This is a genomic window from Williamsia muralis NBRC 105860 (assembly GCF_001598915.1).
In the GTDB taxonomy this organism is placed as follows: domain Bacteria; phylum Actinomycetota; class Actinomycetes; order Mycobacteriales; family Mycobacteriaceae; genus Williamsia; species Williamsia muralis.
Genome location: NZ_BDAP01000001.1, coordinates 1,403,277 through 1,421,745, shown reverse-complemented (window position 1 = coordinate 1,421,745; position 18,469 = coordinate 1,403,277). Strand labels below are relative to the sequence as shown.

18 protein-coding genes and 1 pseudogene are annotated in these 18,469 nt (G+C 65.4%); 11 read left to right on the top strand and 8 right to left on the bottom strand.

What is annotated here, in order from left to right:
- Positions 1–40: 40 nt before the first annotated feature.
- From WIMU1_RS06695 to WIMU1_RS06685, 3 genes are all read right to left on the bottom strand, one after another.
- Positions 41–781: an alpha/beta fold hydrolase gene (locus WIMU1_RS06695; protein WP_062795606.1), complete on the bottom strand. Its 741-nt coding sequence runs from the start codon at positions 779–781 to the stop codon at positions 41–43.
- Between the two features lie 43 nt (positions 782–824).
- Complete coding sequence (locus tag WIMU1_RS06690; RefSeq protein WP_062795605.1) at positions 825–1,646, bottom strand: alpha/beta fold hydrolase; 822 nt, start codon at positions 1,644–1,646, stop codon at positions 825–827.
- Positions 1,647–1,793: 147 nt separating this feature from the next.
- A complete protein-coding gene (locus tag WIMU1_RS06685) occupies positions 1,794–3,653 on the bottom strand; it encodes a sensor histidine kinase (protein WP_245969094.1) in 1,860 nt (619 codons plus the stop codon).
- Between the two features lie 168 nt (positions 3,654–3,821).
- Between WIMU1_RS06685 and WIMU1_RS06680 the strand changes: the two genes are divergently transcribed.
- Positions 3,822–4,190 (top strand): response regulator, encoded by a 369-nt coding sequence (locus WIMU1_RS06680; RefSeq protein ID WP_245969096.1) that lies wholly within the window; start codon positions 3,822–3,824, stop codon positions 4,188–4,190.
- Between the two features lie 33 nt (positions 4,191–4,223).
- Here WIMU1_RS06680 and WIMU1_RS06675 read toward each other — a convergent pair whose 3' ends face one another.
- The 3 genes from WIMU1_RS06675 to WIMU1_RS06665 form a co-directional block, all read right to left on the bottom strand.
- A complete protein-coding gene (locus WIMU1_RS06675) occupies positions 4,224–4,883 on the bottom strand; it encodes a response regulator transcription factor (protein ID WP_062795962.1) in 660 nt (219 codons plus the stop codon).
- 69 nt (positions 4,884–4,952) lie between these two features.
- Positions 4,953–5,540 carry a carboxymuconolactone decarboxylase family protein gene (locus tag WIMU1_RS06670; protein WP_062795603.1) on the bottom strand — a complete coding sequence of 196 codons (588 nt, stop codon included), beginning with the start codon at positions 5,538–5,540 and terminating at the stop codon, positions 4,953–4,955.
- Between the two features lie 84 nt (positions 5,541–5,624).
- Complete coding sequence (locus tag WIMU1_RS06665) at positions 5,625–5,906, bottom strand: DUF3253 domain-containing protein (protein WP_062795602.1); 282 nt, start codon at positions 5,904–5,906, stop codon at positions 5,625–5,627.
- A 159-nt stretch (positions 5,907–6,065) separates the two neighbouring features.
- On the opposite strand from WIMU1_RS06665, the gene WIMU1_RS06660 reads away from it, so the two are divergent.
- From WIMU1_RS06660 to WIMU1_RS06615, 10 genes and pseudogenes are all read left to right on the top strand, one after another.
- Complete coding sequence (locus WIMU1_RS06660; protein ID WP_031333423.1) at positions 6,066–6,803, top strand: SDR family NAD(P)-dependent oxidoreductase; 738 nt, start codon at positions 6,066–6,068, stop codon at positions 6,801–6,803.
- Positions 6,804–6,919: 116 nt separating this feature from the next.
- Entirely contained in the window at positions 6,920–7,534 is a 615-nt protein-coding gene (locus WIMU1_RS06655; protein ID WP_062795601.1) for a DUF998 domain-containing protein, read from the top strand.
- 169 nt (positions 7,535–7,703) lie between these two features.
- A complete protein-coding gene (locus WIMU1_RS06650) occupies positions 7,704–8,444 on the top strand; it encodes a GntR family transcriptional regulator (RefSeq protein ID WP_062795960.1) in 741 nt (246 codons plus the stop codon).
- A 5-nt stretch (positions 8,445–8,449) separates the two neighbouring features.
- Positions 8,450–8,677, top strand: a complete 228-nt coding sequence (locus tag WIMU1_RS06645; protein ID WP_023962513.1) for a 4Fe-4S dicluster domain-containing protein — start codon at positions 8,450–8,452, stop codon at positions 8,675–8,677.
- Positions 8,678–8,739: 62 nt separating this feature from the next.
- Complete coding sequence (locus WIMU1_RS06640; protein WP_062795600.1) at positions 8,740–10,179, top strand: ABC transporter substrate-binding protein; 1,440 nt, start codon at positions 8,740–8,742, stop codon at positions 10,177–10,179.
- A complete protein-coding gene (locus WIMU1_RS06635; RefSeq protein WP_062795599.1) occupies positions 10,179–11,036 on the top strand; it encodes an ABC transporter permease in 858 nt (285 codons plus the stop codon). Before WIMU1_RS06640 ends, WIMU1_RS06635 begins: the two co-directional genes overlap by 1 nt.
- A complete protein-coding gene (locus WIMU1_RS06630) occupies positions 11,033–11,812 on the top strand; it encodes an ABC transporter ATP-binding protein (protein WP_062795598.1) in 780 nt (259 codons plus the stop codon). The genes WIMU1_RS06635 and WIMU1_RS06630 overlap by 4 nt, the downstream gene beginning before the upstream one ends.
- Before the next feature lie 8 nt (positions 11,813–11,820).
- On the top strand, positions 11,821–14,532 hold the full coding sequence (locus tag WIMU1_RS06625) for a fumarate reductase/succinate dehydrogenase flavoprotein subunit (protein ID WP_062795597.1): 2,712 nt from the start codon (positions 11,821–11,823) through the stop codon (positions 14,530–14,532).
- Positions 14,533–14,631: 99 nt separating this feature from the next.
- Positions 14,632–15,572: pseudogene (locus tag WIMU1_RS06620) on the top strand (AurF N-oxygenase family protein).
- Positions 15,572–17,152, top strand: coding sequence for an FAD-dependent oxidoreductase (locus WIMU1_RS06615; RefSeq protein WP_062795596.1), 1,581 nt, complete (start codon positions 15,572–15,574; stop codon positions 17,150–17,152). The pseudogene WIMU1_RS06620 and the gene WIMU1_RS06615 overlap by 1 nt, the downstream one beginning before the upstream one ends.
- A gap of 30 nt (positions 17,153–17,182) precedes the next feature.
- On the opposite strand, the gene WIMU1_RS06610 is transcribed toward WIMU1_RS06615, so the two are convergent.
- The gene (locus tag WIMU1_RS06610; protein ID WP_307714350.1) at positions 17,183–17,749 is read right to left on the bottom strand and encodes a TetR/AcrR family transcriptional regulator; all 567 of its coding nucleotides are present in this window, start codon (positions 17,747–17,749) and stop codon (positions 17,183–17,185) included.
- A gap of 82 nt (positions 17,750–17,831) precedes the next feature.
- Positions 17,832–18,323: a PaaI family thioesterase gene (locus WIMU1_RS06605; RefSeq protein WP_062795958.1), complete on the bottom strand. Its 492-nt coding sequence runs from the start codon at positions 18,321–18,323 to the stop codon at positions 17,832–17,834.
- Positions 18,324–18,469 lie beyond the last annotated feature (146 nt).

The following is an 18,469-nucleotide window of genomic DNA, read 5'->3' as shown; positions in this document are numbered from 1 at the left end:
CCGCCCTCGGCACGTCGACCGGGGGCGGCGCGCTGGAACATCAAGCGCTCGCGACGGCGCTTTCCTCGGTCACCGCAGTGACCGCCTCTTCGATGAGGGAGACGACCTCAGCCGGCTTCGCCAGCATCACCAGGTGCGGGGCGTCGAGTTCGACAACCTTCTTCAGGCCCGCACGCTCGTACCCGAAACGCTCGACGTCCGGGTTGATCGTGTGGTCGTCGCTGCTGACGATTCCCCACGCGGGCTTGGTCTTCCAGGCGGCGACCGGTGCTGCTTCACCGAAGGCCGCGGCGGCCAGTGGTCGTTGCGAGACGGCAAGCACCTCTGAGTCTTCCTGCGGGATACCCGCGGCGAAGACGGCCGGGAAGGCGCTGATCTTGACCGAGACGTCGGTGCCGGGCTCGGCACCCTCGATCGGGAACGGCGTGTACACAAGATTGGCGGCGAGGTCGGAATCCGGGAACCGGCCCTGCAGTTCGCCGAGGCTCTCGCCTTCTTCGAGTGCGTACCCGGAGACATACACCAGGCCGACGACGTTGTCGGCGGCACCGGCAACGGTGATCACGGCGCCACCGTAGGAGTGGCCGACGAGTACAACCGGGCCGTCGATCTGCTCGACGAACGAGCGGATGTACGCCGAGTCGCCGAGCAGACTGCGGTTGGGCACCGGGGGCGCAAGAACGGTGTGACCCTTGTCGAGCAGACGGCGGGTCACCGGGGTCCAGCTGGCAGCATCGGCAAATGCACCGTGGATGAGAACGATGGTGGGTGTTGCGGACATGAACGAACTCCGTTGTCTAAAGGGCTGAAAGGGGGCCTGGCTGCTACTTGGCGATGAACTCGAGGATGTCTGCGTCCAGGGCCTTCTGGTACTCCCCGTAGATGCCGTGCGGGGCGCCTGGGTAGACCTTCAAGGTTCCGTCCTTGACGAGGTCGATGGTCTTCTCGGCAGCTGCGGCGATCGGCACGATCTGATCGTCGCCGCCATGGGCGATGAAGATGGGCACGTCCAGGGCCTTGAGGTCCTCGGTGAAGTCGGTCTCGGAGAACGCCTTGACGCAGTCGTAGGCGGCGGCGAGGTTCACCAGCATGCCCTGACGCCAGAAGTCGTCTTTTGCACCCTGGGAGACATTGGCATCGTCGCGGTTCGCACCGAAGAAGGGCTCGGACAGGTCCTTGTAGAACTGCGAGCGGTCGTTCAGTACACCGTTGCGGATGTCGTCGAGAGCCTCGATCGGAGTGCCTTCGGGGTTGGACTCTGACTTCAGCATGACCGGTGGGACAGCGCCGGCCGTGATCACCTTGGCGACCCGATCTCCGCCGTGCTGGGCGGCGTAGCGGACCACTTCACCACCACCGGTGGAGTGTCCGATCAGGACCAGGTCGCGCAGGTCAAGTGCCTCGACGAGTTCGGCGAGATCTTTGGCGTAGGTGTCCATGTCGTTGCCCTGGTAAGTCTTCGACGACCGACCGTGGCCGCGGCGATCATGGGCGATGGCCCGGTAGCCGGCGTCGGCGAGGAGCTTGAGTTCGAGCTGCCAAGCGTCCGACGACAGTGGCCATCCGTGGCTCAGGATGACCGGCTGGCCACTGCCCTGCTCGGTGTAGTAGATCTCGGTTCCGTCGGTGGTGGTGATGTACGGCATGGTGTCTCCTGTGGTCGCTTCGACGTGGTGACATCAACATTCGTCCACCGCGGCAGCTGTGTCGACGCTGCTGGCGTCCAAACCCGGGGGATGGTGACGGGAGGTGCCACTACCGGCTAGCCGGTAGTGGGCGTGAGGCTTCAGGTGTCAGGCGTCGCGTGCCACGGGTATCCGCACGGTGAGGTTCGTACCCTCACCCACCGGACTCGACACGGTGAATGTTCCTCCGACGGCTTCGATTCGATCCTGCAGGCCGATCAGACCTGATCCCGCGCCGGTGTCTGCCCCACCGTCTCCGTCGTCGCACACGGTGAGGTCGAGAACTTCATCGGTGATCGCCGCAGTGATCGTGACCACGGAGGCGTCGGCGTACTTCGCGGTGTTGGTCAACGCTTCGGCCACGACATAGTAGGCAGCGACTTCCACCGGGTCGGGCAGTCTCCAGGGGATGTCGATGGACAGGGACACCGGTACCGGTGATCGGCGGGCGAGGGTCTTGAGTGCCGGTCCGAGCCCACCCCTAGAGAGGATCGCAGGGTGGATGCCGCGCGAGAGTTCCTGAAGATCGGTGTGTACGTGCGTGAGCGCATCGACGCTGCGGTCCAGCCGAAGTCGTAGGTCCTCCCGGTCCGTGGGGACGGCCGCCTGCGCGGCCCTCAACTCCATGCCCAGGGAGACGATGCGTTGCTGGGCGCCGTCGTGGAGGTCGCGTTCGATGGTCCGACGCGCCTGGTCGGCCGCTGCGATGACACGTGCACGCGACTGGGTGAGTTGAGCCCGGGTCTCGCAGTTGTAGACCGCGGTGGCCACCAGGTCGGCGAAATCGGTCATCCGGGTCTGGATCTCGAGCTCGGGTGCACGGTCTGACGACGCGACCACCACCGCGCCCCAGACGTCGCCGTCGATGGTGATCGGCACTCCGAGCCCGCAGACCAGTCCCCGTTGGTGCATGCGATCGGCAATCGGGCCGGTCGCTGCCGTGTAATCGATGGCCGCTGGTTCCCCGGTGGTCAGAACAAGGGTGCAGATGTTGTTCCCACCCAGTTCGAGCCGCTCTCCGGGAGTGAGGCGGTTCTCGTTGCGCTCGTCGTCCCAGGCCGCGAGCACAACACCGTGCCCGTCCTCGAACCGCACCACCGACACGTGCTCGGCACCCAGCCCGGATCCGAGTTCCCGCGCGACGGCCGGATATACGTCGTCGGGCTCCACACGCAGGGCAACCAGGGTGGCCACCCTGCGCAGCGCGGCCTGCTGGCGGGCCAGCCTGGCAGTCTGTTCATGCAGTTGTTCCCGATCTCGGGCGGCGGCCAGCAAGGCTTCGAGTGCCGGCACGATTCGCCGGACACGGCGTGCGTCGGCAGCATCGAGGGTGCCGGGCACCAGCAACGCGCCGAGATCGATACCATTGTCACGCAACAGGATCCGCTGCTGGTCCGGCGCCGGGTCAGTGTCCGCCGGCCCGAGCACCGCGTGTGGCGGCGGCAGCTCGAGTACATCGGAGAGCCGGGAACTGGCCTTTTCGAACATCTCCGGCGACATCGACTCACGGAGCATGGTGCGTGCAAACGCGGCCAGCAGGTCGGCTTCCCGCCGCCGTTGATCGGATTCGACTGCGCGAAGCCGGGACTGGCCCACCAGCACATTGGTCAGTATTGCCAGCGTCGAGAACACCACCACGGCGGGAACCAGGCTCTCACTGTTCTCCGAAACATGCACGTACGCGTAGGCCGTTGCGCTGGCCACCGATGTGACAAGCGCGAGGCCGAAACCCCATCCGGCCGACACGACCAGGACACCGAACAGGAAGACCGCGCCGAACGCGGAATTGGGGGCGATCTGTTCGAGCAGATGCACCACGAGCATCTCGGTGGCGATGAAGCCGCACGCGATGGCGATGCCCCACCCCAGAGGTGGAGCGCTGGGCCGAAGCACCGTGGTGGCGAGCCTGTCGCGCCAAGAACCGCGATCGGTACTGAACTCTGTTCCTGACCGAGCCGCAGAGATCATCGTGCAGACCTGCGGTGCGGCCTGCTTGTTCGTCCGAGCACACGGCGATGATAGTGCCGTTGTCGGCCAAGCGGCTCGCCGCCGAAAGCGGCCCGCGCCGCTTTCGGCGGCGAGATGTTCCTGCTAGCGGGAATGCCCCACGCGCGTCCGTCTGACACCCTCGAAGAGGTGAAGCCCTCCGACCATCGCTGCCTCATCGTCGATGACAGCGTCGCCTTCTGCGCTGCGGCGCAGAGGCTGCTGGAGGCTGCGGGCATGACGGTGGTCGGGACGGCCGCGACACTTGCTGCTGCGGTACAGACCGCTGCCGGCACCCGGCCCGACCTGATCTTGGTGGACATCGACCTCGGCGGTGAGAGTGGCTTCGATGTGGTCGAAGCGCTACTGGACACCCGGCCGGACCCGGTTCCCGCCGTCATCCTCGTCTCCACCCACGATGAGGAGGATTTCGCCGACATGGTGGAGGCGAGCTCGGCGATCGGGTTCCTGCCGAAGTTCGAACTGTCCGCCGAGTCGATCATGCGCATTCTGAGCTGACGGCAGGTCGGCAAACCCTCTGGCCCGTGGTGATCAGCTCATCGCATCGAGATACATGATCACTGCCCGGACCCGCCGGTGGTCGTCGGCTGTATCGGCGAGATCGAGCTTGGTCAGGATGCTGCGGACGTGTTTTTCCACGGTGCCCTCGGTGATCCACAGCCTGCGCCCGATGCCGGCGTTGGAGAGCCCTTCCGCCATCAACGTCAGCACATCTCGTTCCCGTGCGCTGAGGGCGCCGAGCGGATCATCGCGCCGTCGCGCGGCCACCAGCTCGTGCACCAGAGCGGGGTCGATCACCGACGCACCGTTCGCAACTCGACCCACGGTGTCCACAAAATCGGTGACGTCGGTGACCCGGCTCTTGAGCAGGTAGCCGATCCCCCGGCCACCGTCGAGCAACTCGAGAGCATGGTCGACCTCCACGTGTGCCGACAACAGGAGCATCGAGACCGAGGGGAACTCTTTGCGGATCTGCAGCGCGGCGTCGAGACCCTCCGAGGTGTGCGACGGTGGCATCCGGATGTCGATGATGGCCAGTTGTGGCGGTTCCGCCCGCACGAGCGTGAGCAGTTCATCGGCGTCGCCGGCCTGGCCGACCACGTCCAGCCCGGCCTGCGTCAGCAGACTCGACAGGCCTGCCCGAAGCAACACATCGTCGTCGGCGATCACCACGGACAATCCGGCCGACATGTGAGTCCCTTCGTAGATCGCGTCACCTGCCTGCACCAGTGTGCCCGGTCGGTCAGACGGTCGACGCGGTCAGTCCGCCACCGCTGTGTCGGGATCGGCCCACGGCACCCGGCAGGAGTCGGTCGAGAAACCCTGGTCGGTGATACCGAGCGCCGAGTACATCCGCGCCCGCTGATTCTCCAGCCCGATCTGATAGGTCAGCTCCACCACACCGGCGTCGCCGAAACGCTCACGCAGATCGGCCACCTGCTCGTCGGTAACCGTGGTCGGCGTTGCGGTGATCGCATCGGAGTACGCGATCGCCGCCCGTTCGTCGTCGCTGTAGTGCGGCGAACTCTGATAGTCGGCGATGTCGCGCAGACGGTCGATGTCGAGACCGTCGAGACGCTGGAGAATGGTGCCGAAGTCGACGCACCACGAGCACCCGATCGTCCAGGCCGTACGGAACACAGCGATTTCCCGGATGTTCGATGGCAGTACCGTCGACGCCTTGTCCACGGCCGTCTCATGTATCGCCGACGCCAGGAACAGGCCGCGGTGATGGGCAATCACGGCAAACGGTTCGGGCACCGAGCCGAACCTGCGGGCCGCGTACCGATACGCCCCCTTCACCATCAGACCGGCGTCGGCGGGGTTGACTGCTGGAATACGTGCCACGCGAGGAACCTCCTGTTTCAGACGAGCGCACCGTGCGCCCCTATCTGGAGGACGACACAGCAGCGCACAATGTGACAGGCGCGCTCAGCGAGTCCAGCGAATGCGGATGGGACCTCGGACGTTCGCCGGATCGTCGACCACGTCACCGCCCTGGGTGATCTGGACTTCGCCGTCCGCCATCATCTGGCGCGCGACCGCACGCACCGGTTCCATCAGGGGGCGCCAGTCATCAGGGGCAACTGCTCGCGCTACATCCGACGGGCAGATACTCGAATCCGGCGACCGCGCGCTCAGCAGGTCGCGAATCTTCGCCGTGAGGGAAACGTCATCGGTGCCGTCCGGCGCCCCGCCGTTCGTGTGGGCCATCTGCCCAGCTTCCCGTCGCGGTGGCCCACCGTCAACGTCCTCCTCCCCCGCGACGCGAGGTCCGATTCCCGCCAGCACCCCCGAGCTGTCGTGAGATGAACTGATGTCGCGCTCTACCGGAGCGTGAAAGTGGTTGTCGCACAGAGATTTGGAGTCATCGTGTCAAAAGTCGCATTGGTCACCGGATCGAGCCGGGGCCTGGGCCTTGCCACTGCGTGGGCACTGGGCCGCGCAGGGAACACCGTCATCATCAGTGGCCGCGACGGCGGGCGGATCGAATCCCTGGCCGCCGATCTACGCGAGGAGGGCCTGCGCGCGGAAAGCCTGGTTCTCGACGTGGAGTCCTTCGAAAGTGCTCGATGCGCGGCTCACGAACTCGCCAACCGCCATGATCGGCTGGATGTTCTGGTGAACAACGCCGGTGTCTTGCCCGAGGCCACACAGCCGGCCGAGATCAACTTCAGTCACCCGTCGGCCGCCGCGAAGACCTTCAGCGTCAACACCCTTGGGGTCCTCAATGTGGTCGAGGCGATGCTGCCGCTCATCTGGCGTAGTGCCGGCGGCCGCATTGTCAATGTATCGAGCACCATGGGCTCCTTGGCGGATCAGAAAGATGTTCAGTCGCAGTACTATTCGATGGTCGTTCCTGCTTATCAGGCGTCCAAGGCGGCGGTGAACAGCATCACCATCGGGCTGGCGAAGATGCTGGCCGGCACCACCGTCAAGGTCACGTCGGTGTGCCCGGGTCATGTGCAGACCGATCTCGCCCCCGGCAACCGGACACAGGCGCCGTTGACCGCAGAGGAGGCAGCAGCCGTTGTGCTGCGTGCGGCAACGCTTCCCGACGATGCCGAGTCGGGCACCTTCATCGACGCGGCCGGACCCGTACGCTGGTAGCCGGTGTCGGGGTTGGTGGGTGCGAGGTGAGAGCCCCGAACCTGTGATCGCAGGAAGGCGAACAGTTGCCGGCACCGCCGCGAGTACCACGATCGGCCGTACCGCTCTGGGCACTGGTGAGCGCTGCCGCTGCTCCCGTCCTGCTGATCGGCTCCTCGGTGATCGCCGCGATGATCATCACCGAAAAGTACGACGCCACGAAACAGACGCTCAGCGACCTGGCCACGATCTCCGGCGGCGGCTGGGTGATGGCCATCGGGATCGCCCTGAGCGGGGTCTGCCAGATCGTTACGAGCGCTGGTCTGACCGGAATCAGGACACTGGCGCGGATCGCGTTGGCGGGGGCAGGCGCGTGTGGGATCGCCGTGGCGTTGTCACCGGTGGACGTCGCACCCACGTTCCATCTCCTCGCGGCCGGAGGTTCAGCGGCCTTGTTCTGCCTGTGGCCTCTGCTGGCGATCTCGCGCGCGCCGTCTTCCGCCCCGACCATTCGCCCGGCCGTGGCGGCGACGGCCTCGATCATCCTGCTCGCAGTGCTGGGGTGGACAGTTCTGGAGACCGGCGGAGGCGACCGGCTGGGACTCGCCGAAAGGATCAATTTCACCGCCGAGATGCTGTGGCCGCTGGTGGTGGCCATCGATCTGCGGCGCCGGGGAACGCAGGTCAGGGCGGGTTCAAGTGGGTTGAACGGCCCGCGGGCCACTCCCGCCGAAACGTTTACACCCCGCTGATTTAAATCCCCCGCCGGCTCGCCCAGGTGGCGAATTGGCCCCTCGGCGCCGCAGCAGCCCAGGTCACGGCGCAGTCGACCGGGCGGCACCTGGCGCATTCCGAACTGCCGCTCGCAGCGGCGCATTCGGCCAGGCCGGACCCCGAAATTCGGGCGTTATGGTGCCATTCATGCAGATGAGGCCCCCTGGCGGCACGCGATTACGTGCCGACAACGCGCGCATGGTCGCCGATGTTCTGCGGCGCCAGGTCCACGACGGAGACGTCGCCGGATCGCTTGATGAACCCACCCTCATCGCCGACTTCGGCGTATCTCGCAACACCATCCGTGATGCCCTGACCATCCTGCGCGACGAAGGACTCATCGAACGCTCTCCTCGTGTCGGCACCCATGTGGTGGCGCGACAACTCGAACACGGTCTGGACGCCCTGCAAGGACTCAAGGAGACGTTCCTCATGCACGGCGAGGTCCGCAACACCGTCAAGGTGGCGACCTTGGTGGACCCTCCCCGCGCCGTGGCACGCAAATTGGCACTCGACGACGGTGAGCAGGCCGTCTACATCGAACGGCTGCGGTTTCTCGATGACGAACCGATCAGTCTCGACGTCACCTATCTCGTTCCCGACCTGGGCATCCCGCTGATCCAGCACGATCTGGAACACAACGACGTCTTCGCCCTGCTCGAGCAGATCGCGGGCGAAAGGCTGGGCCGCGCCACGATGACCGTCGAAGCAGTGAACGCCGACCCACACTCTGCGGCCCACCTCGAGATCGCCTCGGGCGCAGCCATGTTGCTGCTCGAAAGACTCACCCACCTACAAGCCGGAGACCGACCCGTCGATCTCGAATACATCCGAATGCGCAGCGACCGAGTCTGTCTGCGCAGCACAGCCCGCCGAACACAGGAGTAGTACCAGTGAGCCAAGTCAACGCCCGAGCCGACGTCCCGGTCACCATCGACGAATCCCTGTGCATCACGGGCTGCACGCTCTGCGTCGAGGTGTGTCCCCTCGATTCACTGGCCATCAATCCCGAGAGCGGTAAGGCCTTCATGCACGTCGACGAATGCTGGTACTGCGGCCCGTGCGCAGTCCGCTGCCCCACCGGAGCGGTCACCGTGAACATGCCGTACCTGCTCCGCTGACTCATTCCCCACCAGCCCAACACCTCTCGCACCCCACCCTTTCGCACCACAAGGAAACCTCGATGAGATCAACCGCGTCTCGACGTGCCCGATTGGGCACGCTGTTCACCGCCGCTGCGATCGTGCTGACTTCAGCAGCTTGTTCACTCGACAGTTCCGGTGACGGCGATGCGATTCGCGTGGTCGTCGGGTACCAGTCCAAAACCATCAACACCGTGACGGCCGGGACCTTGCTTCGCGCCGAGGGGAACTTCGAGAAGCGCTTAGACGAGGTGACCGAGCGGACCGGCCAGAAGTACAGCGTCGAATGGCAGGACTACGACACCGGTGCTCCGATCACCACCGGGATGATCGCAGGCAAGATCGACATCGGGTCGATGGGTGACTACCCGATGCTCATCAACGGGTCGCGGGCGAACGCCAATGACGCAACACGCACCGAGATGTTGTCGGTCACCGGTTCGAGCCCCAGGGGCTCACTGAACATGGTTGTGGTGTCACCCGATTCAGATGCGAAGACCATCGCTGATCTGCGCGGCAAGAGCGTCTCGGCCAGCGTCGGTTCGGCTGGACACGGAACACTGGTCCAGGCGCTCGACCGCATCGGCATCAACCCCAACGACGCCGTCAAAGTGCAGAATCAGCAGCCTCAGGTCGGCGCGTCTGCGCTCGAATCGAACAAGGTCGATGCGCTGGCTCAGTTCGTCGCCTGGCCGGGTCTGCTGGTGTTCCAGGACAAGGCGCGGCTCCTGTACGACGGCGCCCAGCTCGGCGTTCCCACGCTGCACGGTGTTGTCGCCCGATCGGCGTTCGCCGACGAGCACCCGGATGTGGTGGCCGCCTTCCTGCAGGCACAACTGGATTCCACCAAGTCCCTGATCGACGCTCCGCTCGCCGCTGCGAACCTGGTCGCCAAGGACAGCGGCCTGCCCGCCGAGGTGGTCTACCTCTACAACGGCCCCGGCGGCACCGACTTCAACCCTGCAGTCAAACCGCAACTGGTGGAGGCGCTTCGGGGCGATCAGCCCTACCTCAAGTCGATCGGCAGCTTCGAACACGAGCTCGACCTCAACACGTTTGTGAACACCGCTCCCCTGGAACAGGCATTCACCGCGGCCGGTCAGAACTACGCAGACTCACTGGCATCCACCCAGAATGCGTCGCAGATCCGTGGCCGTGACCCGGTGTGCAACATCGACGTCGACCCGGCCGACGCAGCAGAACTGTGGCTCGACGGCAGCGACAACACGCAGCCGGCGGCCGGACCGACGTGCCTGCTCAAAGCAATCCGGCAGGCCCAGTCCCAAGGCGAATCTGTTCGTGCAGCGTATATCTCGGACCCGCTGCTCGGAACCCGATGGTTTGCCGACAAGGCGGTGTGGCTGCGGGACGGAACACAGTTCGTGCCGTTCACCACCCAGGACAGCGCCAACGAGTACATCAAGACCCATCCCGGGGCCGTGCCGGCGTCGTACGATCAGGCTGTCGCGGAGGTCATCTGATGGCCACCGCCACCGTCACCCCGGCGCTGGACATCCAGACACGTTCAGTGACAGCACCGAAGTCTGCCCGGAGCAGCAGCCACTGGCTGACCGTCTGGCCACTTCGCATCCTGGTCCTCGTTGCCGCCGCAGGACTCTGGCAGTTCCTGACCACCGCCGACGTAGTGCTGTGGGCCCGGTTCGACACGGTGCCATCGGTCACCGACATCGCCCAAGCATTCTGGACGAGTCTGGGCACCGAGGAGTACTACCTCGACCTAGGCCAGTCGCTGATCCGGATCGGGGCCGGTTTCGCACTCGCCGTCGGAGTCGGCGTTCCGGTCGGAATCCTGTTGGGCCGCTCTCGTATTGCCACCAACACGGTTGGCACCCTCACGGAGGTCCTGCGTCCCATCCCCGCCATCGCCCTGGTGCCGGTGGCGATCCTGGTGCTGCCGACCGACGAAGCCGGCATGGTGTTCATCACGTTCGTCGCCGCGTTCTTCCCGATCTCGGTGGCCACCCGGCACGCGGTGCGTGCACTGCCGACCATCTGGGAAGATTCCGTCCTCACCATGGGCGGACGCAAGCGCGACGTGATCCTGCGAGTGGTGTTGCCCGGCATCGCCCCCGGCGTCTTCAGTGGACTGTCGGTGGGCATCGGCGTGGCGTGGATCTGCCTCATCTCGGCCGAGATGATCTCCGGCCGGCTCGGCGTGGGCTACCGCACCTGGCAGGCGTACACGGTGGTGGACTACCCGCAGGTGTTCGTCGGCATGCTCACCATCGGGATACTCGGCGCCCTCACCTCGGGCGGCATCGAGTTGATCGGCCGCCGATTGACCCGGTGGCTTCCCCGAGCTCAGGAGACCCGATGACCAGCACCATCAACTCCACAACCGCCCTGATCCCGACAACAGGTCTTCGTCTCGAACTCGATGATGTACGACTCGACTACGGCGGCGACGCCGTGGTGAACGGACTCGACCTGACGATCGAACCGGGTGAGATCCTGGTGCTCACAGGGCCGTCGGGATGCGGGAAATCCACTGTGCTGCGGGCGATTGCCGGGCTGTTGCCCGTATCGGGTGGCCGAGTGCTCGCCGACGCGGAGCCCGTACGCAAGACCTCTCGTGATCGGGCCATGGTCTTCCAGGACGACGCCCTGCACCCGTGGCGCACCGTGCGCGGCAACATCATGCTCGCGCTCACCCTCCGCGGGGTACCGCGTCGGGACCGCAAGGCTCAGGCCGAGCGGTGGATGGACGAGATCGGACTGGCCGATTTCGCCGACTACCTCCCGAAGTCGCTCTCGGGCGGTATGCGTCAGCGAGTCCAACTCGCCCGCGGACTGGCCGGTGCACCGAGGGCGGTGCTGATGGACGAGCCGTTCGGCGCGCTCGACGCCCAGACCCGGTCGACCATGCAGGCGTTGCTGATCGACACGCTGGCATCGCATCCCGCGACCGTGGTGTTCGTGACCCACGACGTGGACGAGGCGCTGCTGCTCGGCGACCGGGTTGTGGTGTTCGGGCGCGCCGGACGCCCGGTCCGCGACATCGTCGACGTGCCGCGTCCGCGCGACCCCAACCACCGGGATGCCACGGCGACCGCCCAACTGCGTGCGCGGATCACCGCCGCACTCGAGAACTGAGGGACCACATGGACATCCCGAACATAGCTGACCGCGATCGCCGGGAATGCGACGTCTTGGTGATCGGCGGCGGTACCGCCGGGACGATGGCTGCCCTGACCGCCGCGGAGAACGGCGCGTCGGTGTTGCTGCTGGACAAGGCGCACGTGCGGCACTCGGGTGCGCTTGCCATGGGTATGGATGGCGTGAACAACGCCGTCATCCCCGGCAAGGCAACGCCGGAGGCATACGTCGCCGAGATCACCAGGGCCAACGACGGCATCGTCAACCAGAAGACCGTGTATCAGACGGCGACTCGTGGCTTCGCGATGATCGGGCGCCTCGAGAAGTACGGCGTGAAATTCGAGAAGGACGAACACGGTGAGTACGCGGTACGCCGAGTCCATCGCTCCGGTTCGTACGTTCTCCCCATGCCCGAGGGCAAGGACGTCAAGAAGGCCCTCTACCGAGTGCTGCGCAAAAAGGACATGCGCGAGCACATCACCATCGAGAACCGGCTGATGCCCGTGCGCGTGCTCACCGAGAACGGCCGGGCCGTCGGCGCGGCTGCATTGCACACGCGCACCGGTGAATTCGTGGAGATTGCCGCCAAGACAGTGATCCTGGCGACCGGCCCGTGCGGACGACTCGGGCTACCGGCATCCGGCTATCTCTATGGCACGTACGAGAACCCGACCAACGCGGGCGACGGGTACTCGATGGCCTACCACGCGGGCGCCGAACTCAGCGGGATCGAGTGCTTCCAGATCAATCCACTCATCAAGGACTACAACGGCCCGGCCTGCGCCTACGTGGCCAACCCGTTCGGCGGCTACCAGGTGAACGCCGAAGGTGAGCGATTCGTCGACTCCGACTACTGGTCCGGCGACATGATGGCGGAGGTGAAGACCGAGATCGAATCAGCCCGCGGGCCGATCTATCTCAAGGTCAGCCACCTGCCCGACGAGACACTCGATGCACTCGAATCGATCCTGCACACCACCGAACGGCCGACCCGTGGCACGTTCCACGCCAACCGCGGTCACGACTACCGGACCCATGACATCGAGATGCACATCTCCGAGATCGGTTTGTGCAGCGGACATTCCGCGTCCGGTGTGTGGGTGGACGAGAACGGCCGCACCACCGTCGACGGGCTGTACGCGGCTGGCGATCTGGCATGCGTACCGCACAACTACATGATCGGCGCCTTCGTGTACGGCGAGCTCACCGGCCAGCACGCCAGCGACACCGCACGGGACCGCGCGATGCCGACGGCATTGCCACTCGACCAGCTCGCCGAGGCGCACGACCTGATCTACCGGCCGCTGAGGCACCCCGACGGTCCCCCACAGCCCCAGGTGGAATACAAGCTGCGTCGCTTTGTCAACGACTATGTCGCACCTCCGAAGTCCGCGAACAAACTGGCCATCGCCATCGAGTCATTCGAACGGATGCGCGGTGAGATCGACGAGATGGGCGGGCGCACACCGCATGAGCTGATGCGTTGCGCCGAGGTGTCGTTCATCCGCGACTGCGCCGAGCTGGCGGCCCGGAGTTCGTTGACACGCACCGAAAGTCGGTGGGGTCTCTATCACGAGCGGGCCGACATCCCCGAGCGACAGGATGACAAGTGGGGCTACCACCTCAACGTCCGGAAGAACGCCACGGGTGACATGGAGTTCCTGGGCCGGCCGGTCGAGCCCTACTTTGTACCGGTCGACGGTCTCGACCACATCCCGCCCGCCGATCGTTCCGTCATCGCCATCGAGCAGCCCGAGGTGGTCACCGGGCCTGCCCATGCGGGCGTGGAGAGTCCGGTCCGTGAGCTCGCGCGTGTCGAAGACCGCCAGTCGGTCGCTGCGGCCTCGCCGCGGATCGTCGAACTGCTCGCGATGGGATCGGCCGGTATCGACGATTTCCAGTCGTACCTCGCCGACGACGACGCCACCGTGCGGAAGACCGCCATCTCGGTCCTCACCGAGAACACCCCGGAGGGTTTTGATGTCGCAATCGCACACGCGCTGAGTGACGTGGCCCCCGAGGTGCGTCGCTTCGCCGCGCAGGGTTTGCAAGAGTTGGTCGAAGTGCTCGACGCGACCGATGAGTTCATCACGATCCTCCACGCGACGCTCACCTCGGTGGATGCCACAGTGCGCGCCACCGTCCTCGACCTCCTACGCGCCCTGCGCGCGGCACCCGCGGAGACGTTCGCCGCCGCGCTCGCCGACAGCGATCACCGCGTGCGCATCGAGGCCGTTCGCGGACTGGTCTCACTGGACGAATCTGCGCTGATCGCCGAGTCTGTCGGCGACGTCAACCGAGAGGTCCGCATCGCCGTTGCCGCGGGGCTCGCGACCGTCGGGACCAAGGGCGCCGAGGCGGTCCGCGTTCTCGCCCAGGACATCGATCCGCTGGTGCGAGCGGCCGCATTCGAAGCGATGGCTCGCCTGGGAGAAGCTCCCGTGGACGGTCCACTGCTGGTCAAAGCGCTCAAGGACTCCGCCTGGCAGGTTCGGGTCGGCGCGGCGCGAGGCCTCGTCTCGGCGCCGGGGCCCGCGGCGATCGCAGTGTTGTCGGCCGCGATCACCGATCCCCACAACGACGTGAGAAAGGCCGCCGCCCTCACACTCAGCCACTGGTCCGACGATCCCGAGGTCCGAGTGGTGCTCGACGCGGCTGCCGACGACACCGATGCCGACGTGCGCGCCGCAGTCCGGCGGGTGGTCGCCGCGCACTGATTTCGGTCGCGACCCTTTCCAGACACGCACCTCCGTGTTAGCGTGACAACGCACATTGTCGTATCAATGTCCGTTGTCTTAGTTTGTGGAGGTTCTCCGATGTCTGTGAACGCGGCGCAAGCGCACCACCAGTCGACCCACGACAACGTGGTGAGCATGCACGATCAGGGCACCGACGAGGTGTCCAAGCGTCTGCTCGCCTCGGCGGCTCGACTGTCGCGCAACGCGATGACCGAGATCGATTGGGACCAGCCGATGGACCCGGACAAATACGGATGCAGTCCCGAGTGGTCGTCGCTGTACGGCACCGACTACTGGGATGAGCTGACCGAACCGCAGCGCGTGGCACTGACCCGCCACGAGTTCGCGTCGATCATGAACATCGGCATCTGGTTCGAGAGATCCTGCAGGAGATGGTGATCCGGGATCAGTACCTGGGCGACTACCACGACCCGGAGTTCCAGTTCGCGCTCACCGAGATTGCCGATGAATGCCGGCATTCGATCATGTTCGCGAAGGCCTCGCAGAAGATGGTCGGCAAGTCCTACCACCCCTCCAAGTTCGTCGGATGGATGGGCAAGGTCTTCATGCGCACGGCGCGTTCCGAAATCGCGTACACCGGAATCCTGGTGGCAGAAGAGATCCTCGACGTCTTCCAGCGCGGCTGCATGCGTGATGAGAAGGTGCTTCCGTTCATCCGCACCGTCAACGAGATCCACGTCCTCGAAGAGTCGCGGCACATGAAGTTCGCGCGCGAAGAGGTCCGGGATGCGATGAAGGGCGTCGGCTGGTTGCGCCGGCAGTGGAGCGCACTGGTGGTGTCCATCGCTGCCGCGTTCATCTTCACGAGCATGATCCGTCCGCGGGCGTACGCCGACGCCGGCCTCGACGCCAAGCGGGCTGTTGCCACCCGCCGATCCAACGAACATTTCCACTCGATGGTCCGAAGCAGCTGCGCACACCTGATGAGCTTCCTGGACGAGGCGGGTCTGCTCACCAAACCCGCTGCCCGCGTCTATCGCAAAGTCCACATGCTCTGATGTTCGTCATCACCCAGACCTGCTGCAGCGACGCAGCATGCGTGTCCGTGTGCCCGGTCAACTGCATCCACCCGACACCGGAGGAACGCGGGTTCGGCAGCTCCGACATCCTGCACATCGATCCAGAAGCCTGCATCGACTGCGGCGCCTGCGCCGACGCCTGCCCCGTGGACGCGATCTACCCCGCCGACAAGCTGGGTACCCGCGACAAGGTGTTCATCGACATCAACGCCTCGTACTACCGCGACAACACCGACGTGACCTCCGGGTGGACGCCGATCACCTACCCTGTCATCCCGAAATTGCCTGCAGGTCAACGTATTGCGGTGGTCGGAACCGGCCCCTCCGGGGGTTACGCGTTGCGTAGCCTCCTGGACCGCACCACCGCTGACATCACGGTGATCGACAAGTTGCCCACCCCCGGCGGGCTGGTACGCGCCGGCGTGGCACCTGATCACCCCGGCACCAAGAAGGTGCTGCGAGGATTCGACATCCTGTACCGCGACCCGCGGGTCACCCTGGTCACCAACGTGGAGGTCGGCGAAGACACTGCGGCCGGCCAGATTTCACCTGCCGAACTGGCCGACCATTTCGACGCGGTCTTCTACGCGGTGGGGGCCAGCGACTCCAGGCAGCTCGGAATCCCAGGTGAGGACCTGGACGGCTCCACCTCGGCCACCGATCTGGTTGCCTGGTACAACGCCGCACCGGCAATCGCCGATGCTCAGGTGTTGCGCCACAACAACACCGGACGCGTTGTGGTTGTCGGCACAGGCAACGTGGCACTGGACGTGGCCCGGATCCTCGTATCGCCTCCCGAACTTCTCGCGACCACCGACATCGCCGACCGGGCGTTGGAGGTCTTGCGGCGCCAGAATGTGCGCGAGGTTGTGCTACTCGGCCGCCGCGACCAGGCCGGCGCTGCCTACTCCGCGGCCGAATACCGAGCGCTGAACTCCATTCCGGGTGTCGACGTGGTGGTGGAGAACGATCCCGGCGTCATCTCCGACGACAGCGGGGTGGCCGACCCGACCGCTCGTCGCATCGTTTTCCGTTTTCACTCGGCTCCCGAGGAGATTCTCGGCGATTCTTGGGTGAGCGGCGTCCGGGTTCGTACCGGCGCCACTTCCCACGTCATCGCTGCCGACCTCGTGGTGCGATCCATCGGCTACCGCTCCACCCCGATCGCCGGCCTGCCGTTCGACCAGCAACGCGGAGTGTTCCCCAATGTTGATGGCCGCCTACTCGACACGAACGGCGACGTCATCCCGGGCAGCTATGTGCTCGGCTGGGCAAAACGCGGGCCGACCGGTGGCATCGGGGCCAACAAGGTGTGCGCCGAAGCGACGGTGGACGAATTCTTGATCGACGCGGAAAAGGGCCAGCTGTCCGGCCGATCGCACGGCCAGAAGCACTTCGACGCACTGCTGCGCCAACGCAAGGCGCCGGTGATCGGCTACCGGGGCGTGCGAGCCATCGACCGCGCCGAACGGCGGCGAGGCGAGGAGCTCAACCGCCCACGGGTGAAGTTCACGTCTGTACCCGACATGGTGAAGGCGGCGGGGCTACGCAAGCGCTGAGTGAGCGTCGGTCCTGCCGCGACCTCGAGTTCAGGTGAGGGTTTTCAGCAGGGCTTTCAACTCGGTTGCCGTGTGCTTGAGGGGAGTTGTCGATCTGGTCGACTTGCTCAACATCACCGCGCCTTCGAGCGCGGACAGTGTCAGTGTGGCGAGACGTTTGGCGCGGGCTCGTGACACACCTTCGTTGACGATCACCCGCTCGAGCCCGAGCATCCACGCATTGAACCAGCGCGCCGCCGCCTCCCCCAGTTCAGCGTCGGCCGGCCCCGCGCCCACCGCGGCCCCAGCGACCGGGCATCCCGCGGCAAAGTCACTGGTCTCGAGCAGATCGGTCCACCAGCGAACGAAGGTGTCGATGGCAGCGATGGAGCCGCGCTTCACAGCCGATTCGATGACGCCGTTGATGGTGGTGCCGGCATAGTCGAGCGCTTCGGCGACGATCTGCTGACGCCCTTGCGGGAAGTGGTAGTACACCGAGCCACGCGGCGATCCGCTGCGTTCGAGCACCGCATCCACCGTGACACCGGCGGCTCCACGCTCACGCATCACCTCGACGGCGCCGATCAGCATCCGTTCACGCGTGCCCTGACGCTCCACTGTTCTCCTCCGCGACGCAGCCAGCCATATGTCGTAATGAATACTACGTAACAGCTGCGGCGCAGAGTACGGGATCGTTCGGTCAGGACGGCCCGTCAGGCGCGCCGGCAGTGGCAATCGCAGCTGCTCCCGCCGCTTCGGCGTTCTTCCGCGGGTTGAGGATCAGACATGTTGTGGTCGCGTGCGCGACCAGGCGCCCTTCGTCGTCGTGCACCTTTCCCTGCGCTGTCGCAACGGTTTTGCCCACGTGGATGATCTCGCCGGTCGCTGTCAGCGTGCGGCCCTCTGTCGACACCGAGCGAATGTAATTCACGCCCAACTCCAGGGTTGTGTACCCGACCCCCGCCGGCAGAGTCGTGTGCACGGCACATCCCATCACGGAGTCGAGCAGGGTCGCCGCGATACCCCCATGCACACTCCCGAGCGGATTGGCGAAGTCAGGCGCGGTGGTGATCTCCACCGTCACCTTGCCCAGATCTACGTCGGTGAACTTCATGCCCAGCAGCCGCCCGATCGATGGAACGTCCTGCAAGTCAGCGGTTTTGATCCACTGCAGGACTTCCAGTCCGGTCATTTCTGCGAAGTTGTCGTTCGCCACCTTGTTCTCCCTTGTCGCTGATCGACGAGCAGGTCGCCCAAACGAGGACTTCCGATCCGGCGTCCCCCGTGCTCTACTATGCCATACAACATAACAACGGTCATTGGCTTATTAAGAGGTCT